We start from the raw sequence: 15,697 nt of genomic DNA, 5'->3' as shown, positions 1-15,697 counted from the left end.
GGGGTGAGGTGTGCCGTGCCGGGGGCGGTGGTGTAGACGCCGTGGGCGGTGCGGGAGCCGGGGCCCACGAGGTAGCCGCCGGCGCCTCTGATGTCGATGCCGGGGGCCAGGCGGCTCGCCGAGTTGGGGACGGGGGTGTCCGGCGGGCCGGTGAGCCACAGGTGCCGGCCGCCGGACGGGGTGAGGACGACGACCGTCGGCGGGATCGTGAACCGGTGCCGCCGCGCCAGGTCGCGCAGCGCGGCGGAGGAGTCCGTGCCGTTCTTGGTGTCGAGGTCGATGCCGATCAGGTGGTGCGGGGGCAGGCCGCAGGCGATGCCGTAGCCGGTGGCCCAGGGGGCGGCGGCGAACAGCTCGCGGATGCGGGCGGGGTCGGTCGTCGCGTCGTACACGCCGTGGCCGTGGCGCCCGCACTCGCCGTGGCAGGGCGGCGCGGCGGGGTCGTCGCGGTGCGGGGAGCGCAGGGCCGGGAGCTTCGTCCGGGACAGGGGGATGACGGCCAGGCCGCGTTCGGCGGCGGTCAGCGCGTGGGCGAGGGCCAGCGTCCTGGCCTGCCGGTCGATGGTGGCCATACCTCCAGTGTCGTACGTTCGTTCGAATAGGGGAAGGGGTGGCCGGGTGCGGCGCGCCGGGGCGGGGAATTTGGCCGGAAATGTGCCGTAACGGTTCATCTCTTGCGGTGCTTGGGGTGGGGTGCTCCTCGTGTCCGGTCCTGTGTGTTCTGGTGGGACAAAGTCGTTGAAGAGGGTTTATCGACATGTCATCACGCTTGCGTGCGAATCGGGGCTTCCGGGGTGGTTCGCCGGGGTTCCCTGGGCAACTCTGATCTCGCGACGTCGCTCACAGCACCGAGGCGGTCGGCCAACCGCCCTGGACACAGCCGTACTTGACGAGTGATCTGGTTCTGGAGGAACACCCATGGCAAGCATCCGTACCGCCCGCGTCGTCGCCGCCGTTTCCGCCCTCCCGCTGGCCGCCGCCCTCTTCACCGGCGTCGCCGCGGCGGACAACGGCGCGTTCGCGGACAACGGATCGAGCGCGACCGTCACCAACGCGGCCCAGGGCATCGTCGGCAGCGGCGTCGGAGGCAACAACAGCGGCAACTCGTCGACCACACAGCAGCAGGCGATCGGCGCCGGAGCCTCGAACCAGAGCAATACCGCACAGGTCAACGGCTCGGCCTTCACCGCCGTCAACCAGGGCAACGAGAACGTGGCGGTCAGCTTCACGCCGCTGTGGTGGTGAGCCGCGGGGAGGCGCCCCGGCGCGCCTCCCCCGGTGTGTGCTTCGTGGGGTGAACAAGGGGACAGCAGCCTGCGCGGCGGTGCCTCGACGGCGCCGCCGCGCAGGCGTGTGGCCGGTGGGGGGGCTGTGGGGCAAGCGGTTGTGCAGGCGTGTCTACGGCGAGGGGCTGTGGGACAAGCGGTTGTGCAGCGTGTGTACGGCGGGCGGCTGTGGGTCCGGCGTTCGTGCAGGCGGGTGTCCGGGCCGGGGGGCTGTGGGTCCGGCGTTCGTGCAGGCGGGTGTCCGGGCCGGGGGCCCGTGGGTCCGGCCGTCGCGCAGGCGGCGGCCCGGCCGGGGCCCGTGTCTCCGGCCGGTGAGCCCGGCCCGCGCGCCCGGGCCCCCGGCCTCCTCCCGCAGGCGTGCGCGCACCCGGCCCTCAGGGGTGAACCCGCAGTACGGCCCCACTCCCCCTCCACCTGCAGGAGGTGTAGCCAGCCCTACCCCTACAACCTGAGGCGGACCCGGCTTCGGCACCTGCGGCCGATCCCCGACGACGCCTCCCGCTCCTAGCGTTGAGTCATGACCACACCCGTCTGCACCAGCGCTTCGACGGCCGCTGCCCCGGCGACGCGGACCGGCGCCTACCCGTCCTTCTCGTCGTACGTCCGGGCCCGCCGGCCGGTGCTGCTGCGGACCGCCCGCACCCTCACCGCGAACGCCAACGACGCGGAGGACCTGCTCCAGACGGCGCTCGCCAAGACGTACGTCGCCTGGGAGCGCATCGAGGACCATCGCGCCCTCGACGGCTATGTGCGCCGCGCCCTCGTCAACACCCGCACCTCGCAGTGGCGCAAGCGCAAGGTGGACGAGTTCGCCACCGACGAGCTGCCCGAGCCCGACCCGCTGCCCGGCGAGGGCGACCCGGCGGAGCGGCAGGCGCTGCACGACGCGATGTGGCGGGCGGTCATGAAGCTGCCGGCCCGGCAGCGGGCGATGGTCGTCCTCAGGTACTACGAGGATCTGAGCGAGGCCCAGACCGCCGAGGTCTTGGGCGTGTCGGTCGGCACCGTGAAGTCGGCCGTGTCCCGGGCCCTCGGCAAGCTCCGCGAGGACCCCGAGCTGGGACTCGTCCGGTAGCCGCTTGCGCGTGACCTGGGCCCGGCTTTCGGAACGGGACCCGGTTTTCCCGCCCCGGCCCGGGACCGGAGCCCGCCCGCCCCCTGCTCTGAGCTGCTGTTTGTTCGAGAATGCGGCACCCTGAGCCTTGATGTGCGGCGATCTGCGCGGTGATCGATCATCGCTTCCTAGTGACATACCGCGCGGTATGTGCGCAGAATCAGCGCAACCAGCTACCGCCGCGTAGGCAAAGTCGCCTTGGAGGACGCCGTGCAGAGCACCATGCAGGACGTACCGCTGCTGATCTCGAGGATCCTGACCCACGGGTCACGCATCCACGGCACCTCGCAGGTCGTCACATGGACCGGCGAGGGGGAACCGCACCGCCGCTCCTACGCCGAGATCGGCACCCGCGCCGCCCAGCTGGCCCACGCCCTCCGCGACGACCTGGGCGTCCGCGACGACGACCGCGTCGCCACCCTCATGTGGAACAACGCCGAGCACGTCGAGGCGTACTTCGCCATCCCCTCCATGGGCGCCGTGCTCCACACCCTCAACCTGCGCTTGCCCGCCGAGCAGCTCGCGTGGATCGTCAACCACGCCGCCGACCGCGTGATCATCGCCAACGGCTCCCTGCTGCCCCTGCTCGCCCCGCTGCTGCCGCACCTCAAGACGGTCGAGCACGTCGTCGTCACCGGGCCCGGAGACCGCTCCCTCCTCGCGGACGCGCACGCCCAGGTCCACGAGTACGAGGAGCTGCTCGCCGGGAAGCCCGACGCGTACGAGTGGCCCGAGCTGGACGAGCGCTCCGCCGCCGCCATGTGCTACACCTCCGGCACGACCGGCGACCCCAAGGGCGTGGTCTACAGCCACCGTTCGATCTACCTGCACAGCATGCAGGTCAACATGGCCCAGTCCATGGGCCTCACCGACCAGGACACCTCCCTGGTCGTCGTACCGCAGTTCCACGTCAACGCCTGGGGCCTGCCCCACGCCACCTTCATGACCGGCGTGAACCTGCTCATGCCGGATCGTTTCCTCCAGCCTGCGCCCCTCGCCGAGATGATCGAGACGGTACGGCCCACGCACGCCGCAGCCGTCCCCACCATCTGGCAGGGCCTCCTCGGCGAGCTGACCGCCCGCCCCCGCGACGTCTCCAGCCTCACTCAGGTCACCATCGGCGGCTCCGCCTGCCCGCCGTCCCTCATGGAGGCCTTCGACAAGCTCGGCATGCGGGTCTGTCACGCCTGGGGCATGACGGAGACCTCCCCGCTCGGCACGGTCGCCCGCCCGCCGGCCCACGCGGTCGGCACCGACGAGGAGTTCGGCTACCGGCTCACCCAGGGCCGCTTCCCCGCCGGCGTCGAGGCCCGCCTCACCGGCCCCGGCGGCGAACGCCTCCCCTGGGACGGCGAGTCCGCCGGCGAGCTGGAGGTCCGCGGCCCGTGGATCGCCGGCGCCTACTACAACGGCCCCGACGGCGAACCCCTGCGCCCCGCCGACAAGTTCAGCGAGGACGGCTGGCTCAAGACCGGCGACGTCGGCACGATCTCCCCCGACGGTTTCCTCACCCTCACCGACCGCGCCAAGGACGTCATCAAGTCCGGCGGCGAGTGGATCAGCTCGGTGGAGCTGGAGAACGCGCTCATGTCCCACCCGGACGTGGCGGAGGCGGCGGTCGTCGCCGTACCCGACGACAAGTGGGGCGAGCGCCCGCTGGCCACGGTCGTCCTCAAGGAGGGTGCGACCGCCGACTTCGCCGCCCTGCGCACCTTCCTCGCCGAGGAGGGCCACATCGCCAAGTGGCAGCTCCCGGAGCGCTGGACGCTGATCGAGGCGGTGCCGAAGACGTCGGTCGGCAAGTTCGACAAGAAGGTCATCCGCAAGCAGTACGCGGAGGGCGCCCTGGACGTCACCACACTCTGACCCGCCGCAGCACACGGCGAACGGCCCCCGGCGTCGCGGCGGGGGCCGTTCCTCATGCGGGGGACGCGGGGGAGCCGGACCGCCTCACGCGGGGGAGCCGGGCCCCTGCGGCAGCGAGTCGGCGACGAACGTCCCCAGTCCCACCTCGCCCCGCGTCCACCCCTGCTCCCGGACATGCCGCATGGCCTTGGCGGCGGTCGCGTTCACGACGTCGAACTCCTGCGCCAGCTCCAGCGTGGACGGCACTCGGCTGCCCGGCGGATACGTCCCGTCCTGGATCCGCCGGATGATCTCGGCCGCGATCTGACGCCAAAGCGGACGCGTGCGATCAAGCTCCATGCAAATCAGTGTGGTTTACCGTACCTTTCCGCGCATCCGTGGTTATCTGCGGTATTCCACGCTGGGCTCTCGAAGCAGCGTGAGTGCCCCGACGGGAAGGGGGAGAGCTTCCGCGTCGGGGCTGAGCCGACCGACAAGGAGTCGACCTGTGCGCAGCCTGCTGACCGCGCTGTCGCGGTGATTCGGCCCCGGCGTCGCGGCGGGGGCCGTTCGTCATGCGGGGGTGTCGGGAGCGGGCGGCAGCGGGTCGGAGACGTATGTCCCCTTGGCCGGCAGGGTCTCGACCAGGCCGCGTTCCCGCAGGTCCCGCACCGCACGCCGTACCGTGCCCGCGCTGACCTGGTAGACGTCCGCCAACTCGCGCTCGTTCTCGAGCCGTCCGCCTGGCGGAACCTCCCCGCTGCGGATACGGCGCTCAAGATCCCTCGCGATGCGCACCCACTCGTATTCGACCATGCACCGATCATCTGTGCGTGCAATGCATTGCGCGCACCGGATAGCACCCTGCGCACACAGTGCACACTGTGCACAGTGTGCGTGCTGTGCTTAACTGGATACACAACGCCCCGGCGGGAAGGGTGAGAGCTTCCGCGTCGGGGCTGAGCCGACCGACAAGGAGTCGACCTGTGCGCAGCCTGCTGACCGCGCTGTCGCGGTGGTTCGTTTCCCCGCGTCCGGCGTATGCCGCCCCGCCCTCACCGGGCTGCCTGCCGCGCCCCACCCGTCCGCCCGCCGAGACCGTGCTCGTGGACGGGGCTCCCCTCGTCCGCCCCTGTCTCGTCGCCTGGGAGCGGGAGATGCGGTTGCAGCGGGAGCGGCGCCGGGCCGCCGTACGCGCGACGCTCGGGCATGACCGCGTACCCCGGGAGGTCGCCGCATGACCGCACCCCGGTTCCGATGCCTCGGCTTCCACCCCGCCACCGGCAAGGACGCCTACGCCGTGGCCGTACCCGGCGGCATCCTCGACGCCCTCGCCGACGTCCGGGTACGGCAGGCGGCAGCCGCGCTGCACGCGGTCGTGGGCGCCGTACTGGAAGCGGGCAAGGCGACGGACGCCGAACTCGCCGCCTTCGTGCCCTCCTTGCACGCCGTACTCGGCGATTGTCTGGAGGCGACGGCCCTGGAGTGAGGGGGCGGATCGGAGCGAAGCTTTCACCCCGGCCCGCGCCCGGTCCCCTCACCGCCCCCGGCGTGCGCGCTTCGCTCCGGTCGCCGCCCAGCCGATCAGCAGCCACACGGCCGCCACCCCGCACACCCCGCCCCAGCCGAGGCGGTCGAAGGCCGGGCCGGCGACGAGGGAGGCCAGGGCGGCGCCGGCGAAGCCGCTCACCACATACGCCGTGTTGGCGGCGGCCGGGGTGGAGGTGGTCGTCAGGGCCAGGGTCTGGTTGGCCACGTGGGAGGCGACGAGGGCCGCGTGGATCGCCAGTGCCGCCGGCCAGAGGGCCGCCATGGTGTGGCCGCCCAGCCCGAAGAGGGGGACGGACACGGCCGCCACCAGGTACGCCCACCGCACGACCTTCTGCGCGCCGAAGCGGTCCACCAGGCCGCCCGCCAGCGGGGCGACCGCCGTCGCGGCGAGGCCGAACAGGCCGAACAGGCCCGCGGTCGCCGTCGACAGGCCGTACGCCGGGCCCGTCAGCAGCAGCGCCAGCGACGTCCACAGCGCGCTCCACGCGCCGAACATGCCCGCCTGCCGCAGGCACGCCCGCCACAGGTCGGGGGAGCGCCGCATCAGACCCGGCAGCGATGCGATGCCGGAGAGGAGGGAGGCGGCACGCGGGCGGCGCTCCGAGGGGAGTACGGCGGCGGTGGCCAGACCGAGGACCAGGGTGAGGGCGGCCGAGCCCGCGAAGACCCACCGCCAGCCGAACGCCTGCCCGGCCAGCCCGCCCAGCACGCGCGCGGCGACGATGCCGGTGAACAGGCCGGCGATGACCGCGGCGACATGACGGGCCCGGCGTGCGGCGGGGGCGCGCTCGGCGACCAGCGGCACCAGCAGCTGCGGGATGACGGTCGCGGCGGCGGCCACGAACACCGCCACCGCGAGCGCCCCCGTGCCGGGTGCGAGGGCCGCCGCCACCAGCGCGACCGTGGTGACCAGGGTCAGGCCGCCGACCAGCCGGCGACGGTTCGCGGTGTCGCCGAGCGGGGCGAAGAACAGCAGGCCGGCGGCGTAGCCGAGCTGGGCGACCGAGGCGATCCAGGCGACGGCCGCCGCGGTCGTGCCGTGCTCGCGTGCGATGAGCGGCAGCAGCGGGGCCGCGAGGTAGATGTTGGCGGCTGTGACCGCCGTGCACACCGCTATGAGGAGGAGGACGAGGGGTGAGCCGCCGTTCTCGCTGTGGAGGGGGGTCGCCGGCCGGAGCGCGGATGTGGTCGGTGGGTTGGCTGAGGACGGCATCGGTGGGCGGACTCCTTCGAGCGGTGTAACTAACTGGTTGGTTGGACAACCGGGCACCACTGTGCGCCGACCGTCGATCCTCTGTCAACCAAACAGTTGGTTGCTTGTGCCGATAGACTTCCGTCATGGCACCAAGAGACCCCGAGGCCACCAAGGCCCGGATCTTCGACGCGGCGGTCACCGAGTTCGCCCGCCACGGCATCGCGGGCGCCCGAATCGACCGCATCGCCTGCGAGGCCCAGGCCAACAAGCAGTTGATCTATGCCTACTTCGGCAACAAGCGGGAGCTGTTCACCCACGTCCTCGGCCACTGCATGGTCGATCTCGCCGCTTCCGTCCCGGTCGACGGCGACGACATCGAGGGCTGGATCGACCGTGTCATGGACTACCACGACGCCCACCCGGAATTCCTGCGGCTCCTCTGCTGGGAGGGCATGGAGTACGGCACCGCGGAACTCCCCGACGAGGACGAACGCCGCCGGCACTACGCCGCCAAGATCGACGCCATCCGCGACGCCCAGGAACGCGGGGTGATCTCCGACGCCTACGCCCCCGGCGACCTGCTGTTCCTGCTGATCGCCGTGGCGAACTGGGTGAGCGTCTTCCCGCAGATGACCCGCATCATCGTCGGCGCCGAGAACGGCGACCGGGCTCGGCTGCGCACCGCCGTCAAGGAGGCCGTGCGCCGCCTCGTCGCCCCGTGATGCCGCCGCATCGGCGTCCCGTGATGCCGCCGCTTCGACGCCCAGTGGTGCGCCGCTTCGGCGCCCGGTGATGCCCGCGCCCGTCCCGCCGCCGAGGGGCAGGGCAGGCCGGTCAGTTCGTGCCGATACGCGCCAGCAGGTCCACGATCCGCGCCTGGACCTCCTCGCTGGTGGACCGCTCGGCGAGGAACAGCACCGTCTCGCCGGACGCCAGCCGCGGCAGGTCCGCCGGGTCCACGGCGGCCGTGTACACGACGAGCGGGGTGCGGTTGAGCTGCCCGTTCGCACGCAGCCAGTCCACGATCCCGGCCCGCCGCCGGTGCACCTGCATCAGGTCCATGACGACCAGGTTGGGCCGGAACTGCCCCGCCAGCGCCACCGCGTCCCCGTCGCTCGCGGCCCGCGCCACCTGCATGCCGCGCCGCTCAAGCGTCGACGTCAGTGCCAGCGCGATCTCCGCGTGCTCCTCGATCAGCAGCACCCGCGGCGGATGCTGCTCGCTGTCGCGCGGCGCGAGCGCCTTCAGCAGTACGGCGGGATCGGCGCCGTACGCCGCCTCCCTCGTCGCCTGCCCCAGCCCGGCCGTCACCATCACCGGCACCTCGGCCGCCACCGCCGCCTGCCGCAGCGACTGCAGTGCCGTACGTGTGATCGGCCCCGTCAGCGGGTCCACGAACAGCGCCGCCGGGAACGCCGCGATCTGCGCGTCCACCTCCTCGCGCGAATGCACGATCACCGGCCGGTAGCCGCGGTCGCTGAGCGCCTGCTGCGTGCTCACGTCCGGCGCCGGCCACACCAGCAGCCTGCGCGGATTGTCCAGCGGCTCCGGCGGCAGCTCGTCGTCCATCGGCTGCGGGCGCGGCGTGTCCGCGACCTCCACGGCACCGCCGGGACCGTCCAACGGCTCCGGTCCCTCTGCCGCGTTCTCGTCCGGGGCGCCTATGGCGTACGACCGTCCCGCGCCCTCCGTGCCGGGCGGGGCGAGCCGCATCTGGCCGGGCAGCGACGGCTGCGCCGGGGCGGCGGCCTGCGGCTGGGGCTGCGCGGGCTGCGGGGGTGTCTGTGGAGCGGCCGGGGGCTGCTCGCCGGCCGGCGGGTGCGGGCGGGCCGCCGGGTCGGGAGGCGTACCGAGCTTGCGGCGTCGGCCGCCACCGGTCCCCCCGTGCGGGGGCGGGGTCGCGCCGACCGGGGCGGCCGGGCCCGGCTGCTGCACCTGGGCGGCCTGCCGGGTGAACGGCACGCCCTGGCCCAGCGTGCGCACGCTTATGGCCCTGCCCTGCGTCGAGTCGGGGTCCGCCGCGGCCTTGGCCGCCTCCGCGGGCAACGGGTGCGCGGCGGGCCGGGGCCCGGCGGGCACCGGGTTCTCCGGCGGGAGCGGCGTGCCGGTGCTCGGGGTGCTGTTGCTCGGGGTACCGGCCGGGGGCAGAGGGCCGGCGGCGCCCTGCGGCGGGGCCGGCTGCTGCGGCGCCTCGGCGGGCAGCGGCAGGGAGCCGGTGCCGCCGTTCACGCCGGGCTGCGGCAGCGGACCGGCGCCGGGCGCGGGCACACCGGGCTGCGGGGCCGGCTGCGGGGCCGGCTGGGTCGGCTGCGCGCCGGCCGGGGGCACGGCCTCGGGCTGCGGTACGGCGTCGGGCTGGGCCTGCGCTGCGGGCGGCTGCGGTACGGCTGCCTGCGGGGGCTGCGCGGAGGGGGGCTGCGCTGCGGCGGCAGGCTGCGGTACGGCGTCGGGCTGGGCCTGCGCGGTGCCCGGCTGAGCCGCTTGAGCCGCCTGAGCTGCGGGAAGGCCCTGCGCCGGCACCGGCTGCGGGCCGGGGGCCGGTGCGGTGGGCTGCGGTACGGCCTGTGCCGGGACCTGCGCAGCGAGGGGTACGGAGGGCTGCCCGGGCACGGGCGCGACGGGCTGTCCCGGCGCCGTGGCGACCTGCTGTCCGGGCAGCACGGCACCGGCCTGCTGCCCCGGCCCGGTGACCGGCGTCGCGGCGACCGGCCGGCCGGGGACAGGGGCTGCGGGGACCTGGCCTGCCGGAACCGGGCCTGCGGGGACCGGCATGCCCGGCACCGGCCCCTGCCCCGGGACCTGCGGTGCGGGCTGCCCCTGCGGCGGAACCGGGGCGGCACCGGCGGGCACCCCGGGAGCCACCGGAGCGGTCCCGGCCGGGGCCGCCTCAGCGGGGCCGGCGGCCATGGCCCGCCTGCGGCGTCCGGTCGGCGCGCTGGTGGGGTGCGGTTGCGGCGGCGTGTGGTCGTCGCTCTGGTCGTGGGGTACGGCGTCATGGCGGCCGTGGTCGATCGCGGCGTCGCCCTGCACCCCGGCGGGGGGCACAGGCCCGGCACCCGGCACGGTCCCGGCACCCGGCACAGGCCCCGCCCCCGCCGCGGGCATCGCCCCCGGCACGGCCGGTCCACCCGGCGCACCCGGCACGACGGGCGCCCCCGGCGCGGGCGCGGGCGCGCCCCCGGTCGCCGTACCGTCTCCGCCGGCAGGCCGGCCGGCCTCGGCGGGAAGCTCCGCACCGACGGCACCGGCAGGGCTCACCACGCCCGTTTCCTCCGCGCCCTCCGGCCGGTCGGCGTCGGCCGGCGGCAGCGCGAAGACCTGACGCGGCCCGGCGTCCTGCGCGGCGGCGCGTTCCGCCGCGGCGGCCAGGGCACGCCGGCGGCGCCCCGTCGGCTGGGGCGCGTCGGCGCTCTCGGCGCCCGGCGCGGGCAGCGCGGGCGGCAGCGCGTTCTGGTCGGCGGGTTCGGCGGCACGCCGGGCGCGGCGTCCGCCGGACGCGGGCACACCCTGCGGCGGCACGGTGCCGCCCAGCCCCGTACCCGAGGCGGCGGCACCGGCGGCATGCTCGTCGGCGGTGACGACGGCACCCTCGGCGGGGGCACCGGCGGGCGCGGCGGGTTCGATCGCGCGGCGCCTGCGTCCCGTACCGCCCGCCACGGCCACCTCAGCGCCCTGCCCGGACGCTGCGCCCGCCGGCGCCTCGGGCGGAAGTTCCGCGGCCGGGGCGGCGGCGCGGCGCCGCCGGCGCCCGGTGGGCTGCGGGGCGGCCTCGGCGGCCGTACCGGACGACTCGGCGGCCTCGTCGCCGTCGAGGAAGGCGTCGACGGAGGAGCGGCGGGCGCGGCGACGGCCACCGCCGGACGGGGCGTTCTCGGCACCCTGCGCCGACGGGTCGGGCGTGGCCTCGGCGGGGGCAGGAGCTGCGGGGACGGTTCCGGCGCCGGTGCCGATCGGCACTTCGAGGACGTACGCGCTGCCGCTCATCCCCGGCACCTCGTGCGTTTGCAGGACACCGCCGTGCGCCCGGACGATCCCCCGCACGATCGGCTCGTGCACCGGGTCGCCGCCGGGGTACGGCCCGCGCACCTCGATACGGACGACCTCGCCGCGCTGCGCCGCCGCGACGACGACGGTGTTGTCCATATATCCGCCCGCCGAGACGGGCGCGTTGCCGGTGGCGTCGACGCCGGCGACGTCCGCGACGAGATGCGCGAGCGCGACGGCGAGCCGCTGCGGGTCGACCTCCGCCTCGATGGGCGGCGCGTGCACGGCGAACTGCACCCGCCCCGGACCGATCAGCTCGACCGCGCCCTCGACACCGGCGGCGACGACGCCGTCCAGCATCACCTTGGTCCGCTCGACGGCCTGGCCTTCGGCGTCGAGACGCTGATAGGCGAGGACGTTGTCGATGAGGGTGGTGATACGGGAGTAGCCGGCGGAGAGATGGTGCAGGACCTGGTTGGCCTCGGGCCACAGCTGCCCGGCGTCGTCGGCGGCGAGCTTGGACAGCTCGCGGCGCAGCTCGTCGAGCGGGCCGCGCAGGGACGTGCCGAGCAGGGTCAGCAGCTGCTCGTGCCGGGCGGCGAGCGCCTCGTACCGGTCCTTCTCGCGTTCGCCGAGCGCGGCGTACCGCTCGTTCGCCGCGGAGATCTCCTCCGCGTGCTTCTCGCGGAGCTTGCCGATCTCGGTGGCGTGACTCTCCTGGAGTTCCTCGACCTCGGTGACATGCTTCTGGCGCAGCGCGGTCAGGTCGGAGGCGTGCTCCTCGGAGAGCCGTTCCAGCTCCTCGGCGTGGCTCTTCTCGGCGGCTTCCTTCTCCTTGACGAGCGTGTCGTACGGCCGCCGGTCGAGGAAGGTCATCACGGCGCCGACGAGCTGGTCGCCGTCCCGCACGGGCGCGGTCGTCAGATCGACGGGCACCTTGTCGCCGCTCTTGGACCACAGCACCTGCCCGCGCACCCGGTGCTTGCGCCCGGAGCGCAGGGTGTCGGCGAGGGGCGACTCGTCGTACGGGAAGGGCGCCCCGTCGGCCCGCGAGTGCAGGACGAGGGTGTGCAGCTCCTTGCCGCCGAGGTCGCTGGCCCGGTAGCCGAGTATCTGCGCGGCGGCCGGATTGACGAGGACGATCCGCCCGTCGGTGTCCGTGCCGACGACACCCTCGGAGGCGGCCCGCAGGATCATCTCGGTCTGCCGCTGCGAGCGGGCCAGCTCGGCCTCGGTGTCGATGGTGCCGGACAGGTCGCGCACGACGAGCATCAGCAGCTCGTCGCCGCTGTAGCCGTAGGAGTCGTACGTCTGCTGGTTGTTCTCCAGGTTGGCGCTGGTGACCTCGACGGGGAACTCGGTGCCGTCGGTGCGCCGCGCGATCATGCGGGTCGGTTTGGTGCGGGCGCGCGGGTCGATGTGGTCGGGGCGCCGCATGGAGCCCGGGATCAGTTTGGAGTCGAACTGCGGCAGCAGATCGAGCAGGCCCCGCCCGACGAGCGCGGTTCCGGGCGCCTCGAAGGCCTCCAGGGCGATGGCGTTCGCGTTGACGACGGTGCCGTTGGCGTTGACCAGCACCAACGCATCGGGGAGCGCGTCGAGTATGGCTGCGAGGCGAGCAGCGCCTCGGGGTGGCCTGCTGCTCACGAGACGCTTCCTCCCTGTTACCGCACCTGGCCGACCGCTCGGGCCATCTTGCCAACGGGCCCGCGGCGTGTCACGGGAGGGAGTCTAAGCGCAGAGGTTGTGCCCGGGGCGGCGGATGCGAGGGAGGTCGCACGAGGAAGTGACGTAGAACGTGTGACCGTATCCCCGGCGGTACGGGCGCCTTCCGGCCGTCCCCCACCCGAAAGGGAACCCAAAATTCCGCCCCCTCCTCGCGGGACGGCACCGACGTCCCGCGAGACGGCCCGGGAGCCGGTCCCCGTGACCACGGCAACGGCCTCGACACCACAGATGCAGCCCCCCGGATCACGGCAACGGCCCCCGGACCCACCGCGAACGACCCGCGCCGGTCACCGCCCCGCCGGACGCGCGCCCGGCGTCCACACCGGCGCTGCGCCGGAGGCGCCCGACGTCTCCGGCGCGCCGGAGCGCACCTCGGGAAGGAGCGGCACATACCGCTCCCAGCGGTCGATCTCGCACCCGTTGCGCCGGCTGAACGTCGCCTCGACGGGCCGCCCGGCCCAGGTCCCGGTCACGTGGGCGGTCGCAGGCCCGCCGTACTGCAAGGTGCACACGGTGCCGTCCGGCACGGGAGCGAGGGGCTGGCTGCCCCACCGCGTGTTCCGCTCCACGGCCCGGCAGGCCCCGTCGACATCGGGATGGGAGCCGCCGGCAGGGTTGCAGTACACCTCGTACGTCCCGTCCTTCCCCGCCCCGGCATGCTCGACCCGCACGACGAGATGATCACCGCCGCCGGCCCGGTCCTCGTCCCGCACAGGGGGAGGGGCGGAGGGGCTGGGGTGCGGCGCAGAGCCCGGCCGGACGAGGGCCGCACCCGCAGCCGGGACGATCGACGCGACGGATACGACAGACGCAACGGACACGACCGCTACGGCGGATACGGCGGCGGCGTCGCCGAGCAGCCGGCGTGCCGGACGGAAGAGCAGTGCCATGCCCTGCCTAACGCCCCCAGCCCCCGGACGTTGCGCAGCTCCCGCCGCCGCACCGGCCGAAGGGCTTTGCCCTGAGGCCGGGCTGCCTAGTACCGTGGGAGCCGATTGGTGACACGACGCGTGACTGTGTCATCATCTGCACGCACCACTCGCGCTCGCGCGAGCGGCTGTGCTGGAGGCGTCGCCTAGTCCGGTCTATGGCGCCGCACTGCTAATGCGGTTTGGGCCTTAAAGCCCATCGAGGGTTCAAATCCCTCCGCCTCCGCGCGAGATCCCGAAGCCCCGGTCCCAGGACCGGGGCTTCGCCGTTCCCGGCACCGCGACACCGATGCCCCCCGCCGTCGCCCGCACCCACCGACCCGGGCCCGCCGCGGCAGCCGCCGAGCGCTCCCCCCTGAACCGCCCGTATCGACGTTTCCGCAGGTCATGCAGGCTGCGGGAATCGGATTTCACATGTCGGCGGCAGTCATGTAATGTTCTTCCTGTCGCCGCGAGCGGCCCGAAAGGACCGGGAGCGGAGACGAAAACAGAACACAAGCACTCGTAGCTTAACGGATAGAGCATCTGACTACGGATCAGAAGGTTGCAGGTTCGAATCCTGCCGAGTGCGCACAGACCAGAGGCCCCGGAGCGATCCGGGGCCTCTGGCGTTTCAGGGTCGTACAGCAGCGAAGTACAGCAACCGATTCACCGGCTACCTCCCATGGCCTCGGACAGCGTGCCGACGGCCGCGCGGACCTCTTCCTCGCCCGCTTCGGCGCAGACCTCCATCGTCATGGCGATCTGGGAGTGCCGGAGGATCCGCTGGGCCACCTCAGGGCGCACCTTCAGCGCGACCAGGAGCGAGCCGCACGGGTGCCGGGTGTTCCGGAGCGGGATGACGCGGACACCGGCGCGGCGAGCCCGCAGGTCGAACACCGGGTGAGGTGGCCCGGCTCGATCGCGGTGCCGTACTTCGTGGTGATGCTCAGGTCATGGCTGCCCTGCCACAGCTCCCCGGCTGCCCTCCGGTCGCCGGTCTGCTGCGCCCGACGCACCCGGAGCGCCTTGAGGCAGAGCGCCGGCACCGGAAGGAAGGCGTGGGACTCCTCCGTCTTGGTCTCGCGGTGCGGGATCCGCCGCCCGGCCCGCTGGATCTGGTGATCCACGTGGATCTCGCCGGTCTCCGAGTCGGGGCTGCCCTCGGAGCGGCGGGCGCGGGCCGCCTGGTGGTCCGGGTCCCAGCCGAAGCGTCCGGCCGCCGCCCGTGCCCGGGCCTCCAGTGCGTCCGGGTCCGTGGTGGCGGGGGCCGTGGCGTACGGGGCCGTCTGGTCGGCGCGGCGCGCGCGGACCTCCTCCGGGGTCAGGCCGGGGTGCAACTCCGGCCCGCCGCCGCCGAAGCCGTCCAGGTCCACCACCCCCGCGCAGTCCCGCGACGCGGCGTACCGCACGGCGAGGACGCCGCCGAGGGAGTGGCCGACCAGCCAGCGCCGACGGAGTCCGAGTCCGTGGACGACGGTGTCCACGTCGGCCGGCATCGCCGTCCACTCGTAGGCGGACGCCGGGGCCGGGTGGCCGTGCCCGCGCAGGTCCATGGCGGCCGGCCGCAGGCCTGGCAGGCGGTGCCGTACGGGCTCCCGGTCGAGTGCGGTGCGGTGGGCGCCGTGCAGGAGGAGGACGTCGGGGCCGTCCCCTCCGTGGTCGAGGACGGCGAGGCCGGCGAAGTGCCGTTCCACCGTCATACGCCGGCCCCCTTCGCGATCCGCTCCAGCTCCTCCGGCGTCCCCGCCATGATCGTGCGCACGTCACCGACGAACCCCTCGACGCCCGTGCCGCCGACCGGGCGGCCGACGCGGCTTGGATCGCCGCCAGGGCAGGGCCGTTCACCGTGGACGACGCCCGACCGACCGTAGAGGGCCGTGGGGCGGTGGGCCGGGCCGACCGTGCGAAACAGCTCTGATCTTGCTCAAGATCCTTCACACCGGTCGTATCCGGTCCCTAGAGGTTGTCCCGTAACTGCTGGTCAGAGGTGAGATCATTTTGCTGTGGCTGGTGTGATCACGGCGTCGGAGCCCTCTTGGATAGGTCCGTTCACCGGGCTGAGCCCGCGGCAGTTCAACAAGCT

General features: G+C 73.9%; 12 protein-coding genes, 2 tRNA genes and 3 pseudogenes. 9 read left to right on the top strand and 8 right to left on the bottom strand.

The features are described from left to right. On the bottom strand, positions 1-572 hold a 572-nt coding region (locus tag MTQ10_RS17630), incomplete at its 3' end, for a bifunctional DNA primase/polymerase (RefSeq protein WP_247469166.1). Between the two features lie 346 nt (positions 573-918). Here MTQ10_RS17630 and MTQ10_RS17625 point away from each other — a divergent pair. The 3 genes from MTQ10_RS17625 to MTQ10_RS17615 all read left to right on the top strand — a co-directional run bounded on the left by MTQ10_RS17625 (position 919) and on the right by MTQ10_RS17615 (position 4,266). After that, a complete protein-coding gene (locus tag MTQ10_RS17625; protein ID WP_247469164.1) occupies positions 919-1,245 on the top strand; it encodes a hypothetical protein in 327 nt (108 codons plus the stop codon). 558 nt (positions 1,246-1,803) lie between these two features. Further along, the gene (locus tag MTQ10_RS17620) at positions 1,804-2,361 is read left to right on the top strand and encodes a SigE family RNA polymerase sigma factor (protein WP_247469163.1); all 558 of its coding nucleotides are present in this window, start codon (positions 1,804-1,806) and stop codon (positions 2,359-2,361) included. Between the two features lie 261 nt (positions 2,362-2,622). Next, positions 2,623-4,266 carry a long-chain fatty acid--CoA ligase gene (locus MTQ10_RS17615; RefSeq protein WP_247469168.1) on the top strand — a complete coding sequence of 548 codons (1,644 nt, stop codon included), beginning with the start codon at positions 2,623-2,625 and terminating at the stop codon, positions 4,264-4,266. A gap of 84 nt (positions 4,267-4,350) precedes the next feature. Here MTQ10_RS17615 and MTQ10_RS17610 read toward each other — a convergent pair whose 3' ends face one another. Then, a complete protein-coding gene (locus MTQ10_RS17610; RefSeq protein ID WP_247469162.1) occupies positions 4,351-4,605 on the bottom strand; it encodes a GntR family transcriptional regulator in 255 nt (84 codons plus the stop codon). A gap of 213 nt (positions 4,606-4,818) precedes the next feature. After that, complete coding sequence (locus tag MTQ10_RS17605) at positions 4,819-5,061, bottom strand: GntR family transcriptional regulator (protein ID WP_247469159.1); 243 nt, start codon at positions 5,059-5,061, stop codon at positions 4,819-4,821. Between the two features lie 170 nt (positions 5,062-5,231). On the opposite strand from MTQ10_RS17605, the gene MTQ10_RS17600 reads away from it, so the two are divergent. Continuing rightward, entirely contained in the window at positions 5,232-5,486 is a 255-nt protein-coding gene (locus MTQ10_RS17600) for a hypothetical protein (protein WP_247469158.1), read from the top strand. Next, positions 5,483-5,734: a hypothetical protein gene (locus MTQ10_RS17595; protein ID WP_247469156.1), complete on the top strand. Its 252-nt coding sequence runs from the start codon at positions 5,483-5,485 to the stop codon at positions 5,732-5,734. The genes MTQ10_RS17600 and MTQ10_RS17595 overlap by 4 nt, the downstream gene beginning before the upstream one ends. A gap of 48 nt (positions 5,735-5,782) precedes the next feature. Here MTQ10_RS17595 and MTQ10_RS17590 read toward each other — a convergent pair whose 3' ends face one another. Next, on the bottom strand, positions 5,783-7,009 hold the full coding sequence (locus MTQ10_RS17590; protein WP_247469154.1) for an MFS transporter: 1,227 nt from the start codon (positions 7,007-7,009) through the stop codon (positions 5,783-5,785). Positions 7,010-7,134: 125 nt separating this feature from the next. Here MTQ10_RS17590 and MTQ10_RS17585 point away from each other — a divergent pair, with 125 nt between their 5' ends. Next, a complete protein-coding gene (locus MTQ10_RS17585; protein WP_247469152.1) occupies positions 7,135-7,713 on the top strand; it encodes a TetR family transcriptional regulator in 579 nt (192 codons plus the stop codon). A 112-nt stretch (positions 7,714-7,825) separates the two neighbouring features. Here MTQ10_RS17585 and MTQ10_RS17580 read toward each other — a convergent pair whose 3' ends face one another. Further along, complete coding sequence (locus MTQ10_RS17580; RefSeq protein ID WP_247469150.1) at positions 7,826-12,622, bottom strand: PAS domain-containing protein; 4,797 nt, start codon at positions 12,620-12,622, stop codon at positions 7,826-7,828. Positions 12,623-12,990: 368 nt separating this feature from the next. Further along, on the bottom strand, positions 12,991-13,416 hold the full coding sequence (locus MTQ10_RS17575; RefSeq protein ID WP_374117625.1) for an SSI family serine proteinase inhibitor: 426 nt from the start codon (positions 13,414-13,416) through the stop codon (positions 12,991-12,993). Positions 13,417-13,767: 351 nt separating this feature from the next. Between MTQ10_RS17575 and MTQ10_RS17570 the strand changes: the two genes are divergently transcribed. Then, positions 13,768-13,858, top strand: a tRNA-Ser gene (locus tag MTQ10_RS17570). A 272-nt stretch (positions 13,859-14,130) separates the two neighbouring features. Continuing rightward, positions 14,131-14,203: transfer RNA gene (locus MTQ10_RS17565), tRNA-Arg, on the top strand. 77 nt (positions 14,204-14,280) lie between these two features. Here MTQ10_RS17565 and MTQ10_RS17560 read toward each other — a convergent pair. Further along, positions 14,281-14,771, bottom strand: a pseudogene (locus MTQ10_RS17560) (site-specific integrase); the annotation flags it as partial. 30 nt (positions 14,772-14,801) lie between these two features. Next, positions 14,802-15,314, bottom strand: a pseudogene (locus MTQ10_RS17555) (alpha/beta fold hydrolase); the annotation flags it as partial. A gap of 303 nt (positions 15,315-15,617) precedes the next feature. On the opposite strand from MTQ10_RS17555, the pseudogene MTQ10_RS17550 reads away from it, so the two are divergent. After that, positions 15,618-15,697 (top strand): annotated as a pseudogene (locus MTQ10_RS17550) (IS5/IS1182 family transposase); the annotation flags it as partial.

Source organism: Streptomyces sp. XM83C, from assembly GCF_023072675.1.
In the GTDB taxonomy this organism is placed as follows: Bacteria; Actinomycetota; Actinomycetes; order Streptomycetales; family Streptomycetaceae; genus Streptomyces; species Streptomyces thermocoprophilus.
The sequence above is the reverse complement of the archived record's forward strand: the minus strand, read 5'-3'. Positions and strand labels throughout refer to the sequence as shown.

Coding starts and splice junctions, on each gene's coding strand:
- MTQ10_RS17605 (WP_247469159.1), bottom strand. CDS start 5,061: ATGGTCGAATACGAGTGGGTGCGCATCGCGAGGGATCTTGAGCGCCGT.
- MTQ10_RS17590 (WP_247469154.1), bottom strand. CDS start 7,009: ATGCCGTCCTCAGCCAACCCACCGACCACATCCGCGCTCCGGCCGGCG.
- MTQ10_RS17620 (WP_247469163.1), top strand. CDS start 1,804: ATGACCACACCCGTCTGCACCAGCGCTTCGACGGCCGCTGCCCCGGCG.
- MTQ10_RS17585 (WP_247469152.1), top strand. CDS start 7,135: ATGGCACCAAGAGACCCCGAGGCCACCAAGGCCCGGATCTTCGACGCG.
- MTQ10_RS17625 (WP_247469164.1), top strand. CDS start 919: ATGGCAAGCATCCGTACCGCCCGCGTCGTCGCCGCCGTTTCCGCCCTC.
- MTQ10_RS17615 (WP_247469168.1), top strand. CDS start 2,623: ATGCAGGACGTACCGCTGCTGATCTCGAGGATCCTGACCCACGGGTCA.
- MTQ10_RS17610 (WP_247469162.1), bottom strand. CDS start 4,605: ATGGAGCTTGATCGCACGCGTCCGCTTTGGCGTCAGATCGCGGCCGAG.
- MTQ10_RS17595 (WP_247469156.1), top strand. CDS start 5,483: ATGACCGCACCCCGGTTCCGATGCCTCGGCTTCCACCCCGCCACCGGC.